Genomic DNA, 3,200 nt, shown 5'->3' on the forward strand with positions numbered 1-3,200 from the left:
TGAAAGAGGAAATAATATTTCGAGTTTGAAAACGTAGAAGGGCGGTGGCTATATGCTATCAAATGAAAATAAAATTTCAAAACTAACTACGCATTTAAACAGAATTGAGACGAAATCAAAAGATAACAAGAAAGTATCGAAGCGAACTTATCAATGGATAACCAACAATATCATAAGCTACTATGTAGCTTTTGAAAAAGTGGCAACCAATAAAGGAGCAGGTACGGCTGGGATTGACTTCCAAACCATCGACGGAGTAGACTTAAAGAAACTACAAAAATGGAATAAGGAAGTCAGAGAAGGAGTATATGAACCCTCACCAGTAGAAAGAATAGAAATCCCCAAACCAAATGGCAAATTAAGACCTTTAGGAATTCCTACCATTAAGGATAGAACGGTCCAAGAGGTTATAAGAAAACAATTAGAAGCATATTATGAACCAAAATTCTCGGAATTCAGTTATGGATTCAGACCTGGAAAATCAACCCATGATTGCTTAAAACGCTTTCAACAAAGATTCAAAGGAATAAATTGGTTTATCAAAATCGATTTAAAAGAATTTTTTGACACGGTAAATCATAAAATGCTATATGGAATCATTGACAAAGACATCTCAAAATATAAAGTTAAAAGACTGGTTGCCAAAATGGTTAAAAGTGGAATCATGAAACAAGGACAATACGCAAAAACTATAAAAGGCGCACCTCAAGGAGGAATTATTTCACCTATTTTATCAAATATTGTTTTAAATGAATTAGATAAATATATAGGAAACCTCCAAAAGGAATTATCCAAGTTCATGAAAGCAAAAGATAATCCTGTATATATGAAAATATATGGAAATATTATGAAGGCAAGAAGGAATAAAGATAAGGAAAAGGTTAATAGACTAAGAAAAGAATTGAAGAGAACTCAATGTTATGAGCATAAACCAATTCGAATTGAATATTTAAGATATGCGGATGATTTCATTATTGGGATAAGTTGTCAAAGGGATAAGTTGTCAAAGTAAAATATTACCGCATCAGATTAAGAAAATGGTAGTGGAATTTATTGAAGAAAAATTGAAATTAAAGGTTTCAAAGGAGAAATCAAAAATTCAAAAGACAAAAAGAGGAATTCAATTTTTAGGATATGAATTGTTGGTAAACCCAACAAAAGAAAATTCGAAAAAGAGATCAACCAAAGCAAGTCTAAATGGGAAGCCACAACTTAAAATAGAAAAAAACTAATTGAGAAAAAAGCTAAAGAATTAGGGTGGATAGATAAAAGCAATAAAATTGTCCACGATAAATCTTTAGTGTGTTTCGAAAAACTAGAAATAATAAAATCTTATAAAGCCATCATGTATGGATACATAAATTATTATAGCTATATCTCAAACATCGCTCGACTAGGAAAATGGTATTATTATGCGACATATTCTTTACTAAAAACTCTTGCTGGAAAGGATAAATGCTCACTTGCAAAGGTTCGGAAGAAATATCAAATAGGAAGAAGTTTTGGAATCAAATATGAAACCAAAAACAAATCCAAATACGATATTTGGCCGCTATTTAGTTGGGACCTTGTGAAGAAATTAAGGAAGTATCAAAATAAGGATACGAACCTAACAGTAAACACGAATACCTATAAAAGTAGAACCAAGTTAACGGATAGATTGCAAGCTTTTAAATGTGAAAACTGTTTAGTAGAGGGAATCTCACTAGAAATTCACCATACGAAAACGGTGAGAGACAGAAATATGCAAAGTATAAGAAACAAAGAAACAAAAGTATTATGCAAAACTTGTCATCAAAAAATAACAAACCAACAAATAAAATCATTTGGATGGCTTAAAAAACATAAACAAAACATTTTATCTAAAAACAAATAAATATAAAAAATCGTCGAAAACTAGGAATATTATAAACGCCGTATGCTTGAAAACTTGCTCGTACGGTGTTGTGTGGGGCCAATTTGTAATAAGGAGTAATCCTGAAACGCATTTGATCTATCACGATAAATTACACGGCAAAATAATTAAAATCACAACTTATAACCCTGATAGAACCATTAATTACATCGAAGAATTTAATGAAGATGAAAAATTAATCAAAAAAACCCACTATTATTTTTAAAATAAACTATAAAACACTAATTATTATAAATTAATTTATAATTTTTAGTGTAAATATATAAAAGAAAGAAAAGAGAAAAAATCATGAACTCAAAACAAATAATTATAACATTTATTACTTTAATAACTTTAATTGCTGCTAGTTGGTATTGTTATCGTAAATTCAACCCAACAACTCCAAATTCAACAAACGGATCACAAACAAACCCAAAAAAATGTATTGATCAATATGGGAACAAAGTTGATGTGGAATATAATACAAACAACAAAATAATCAAACAAACAACCTATCAAAAAAGAAGCAATACTATCAAACAAATTGACGAATATACTGATAACGAAAAATTAATTAAAAGCACAATCTACCAACACGACGGTCAAACTATTGCACAAATTCACGAATACAACGAAAATGAAAAATTAATTAAAGTAAAACATTACCAACCCAACGGCCAAACAATCGAACAAATTGACGAATACAATGAAATTGGCCAAAACACTAAAGCAACAGAATATTACCCTGATGGTCGAACTATTAAACAAAATGGTGAATACGAAAATGGAATATTAATTAAAAAAACAGAATACAACACCGATAAAACCATTAAAAACATCGAAGAATTCAACCCTGTTGACGGCAAACCAACTAAAACAACAGAATACAATCCCGATAAAACCATTAAAAACATCATAGAATTCAACTCTGATGGAACAAAAAAATAAAATAAACAAGACTCGCTTACACGAGTCTTTTTATTTTAAACAATTTAATAAAAAAACAAAAATAAAAATCACGACCTTGTTATCGTCGCTAAACTGACAAACCAAGAACAATTAAATTGTTCTTTTTTATTTAAATAAAAAACTCGAAAGGAGCAAATAACATGGAAACTAAAAATGTTGAAAAGTTACAAATCGTAACTAATATTTTCTTAATTCTTTTTTGTATATTTAGCATGTTCGTAATGACATTAGCTGAAATACGTCGTCCAAGCGTAACACCAACAACTGGAACAACTGCAGTAGTGTCAACAGCAACTGAAACACCAACAGCAACAACTGACAAAAAAGATGAAGCTGC

The 3,200-nt window shown here is 29.9% G+C and carries 5 protein-coding genes; all 5 read left to right on the plus strand.

All coding sequences use genetic code 11. From position 1 onward, the window contains the following. Nucleotides 1-52: 52 nt before the first annotated feature. A complete protein-coding gene (locus KTO59_RS03835; RefSeq protein ID WP_284928722.1) occupies nt 53-1,012 on the plus strand; it encodes a reverse transcriptase domain-containing protein in 960 nt (319 codons plus the stop codon). 288 nt (nt 1,013-1,300) lie between these two features. Beyond that, entirely contained in the window at nt 1,301-1,876 is a 576-nt protein-coding gene (locus tag KTO59_RS03840; protein ID WP_284928723.1) for a group II intron reverse transcriptase/maturase, read from the plus strand. 70 nt (nt 1,877-1,946) lie between these two features. Beyond that, entirely contained in the window at nt 1,947-2,120 is a 174-nt protein-coding gene (locus tag KTO59_RS03845; protein ID WP_284928724.1) for a DUF2963 domain-containing protein, read from the plus strand. 83 nt (nt 2,121-2,203) lie between these two features. After that, a complete protein-coding gene (locus KTO59_RS03850) occupies nt 2,204-2,842 on the plus strand; it encodes a DUF2963 domain-containing protein (protein ID WP_284928725.1) in 639 nt (212 codons plus the stop codon). Between the two features lie 161 nt (nt 2,843-3,003). Beyond that, nucleotides 3,004-3,200 (plus strand): hypothetical protein (locus tag KTO59_RS03855; protein ID WP_284928727.1); only part of this gene is annotated, 197 nt, incomplete at its 3' end.

The sequence above is a fragment of the Candidatus Phytoplasma sp. AldY-WA1 genome (assembly GCF_020312115.2).
In the GTDB taxonomy this organism is placed as follows: Bacteria; Bacillota_I; Bacilli_A; order Acholeplasmatales; family Acholeplasmataceae; genus Phytoplasma; species Phytoplasma vitis.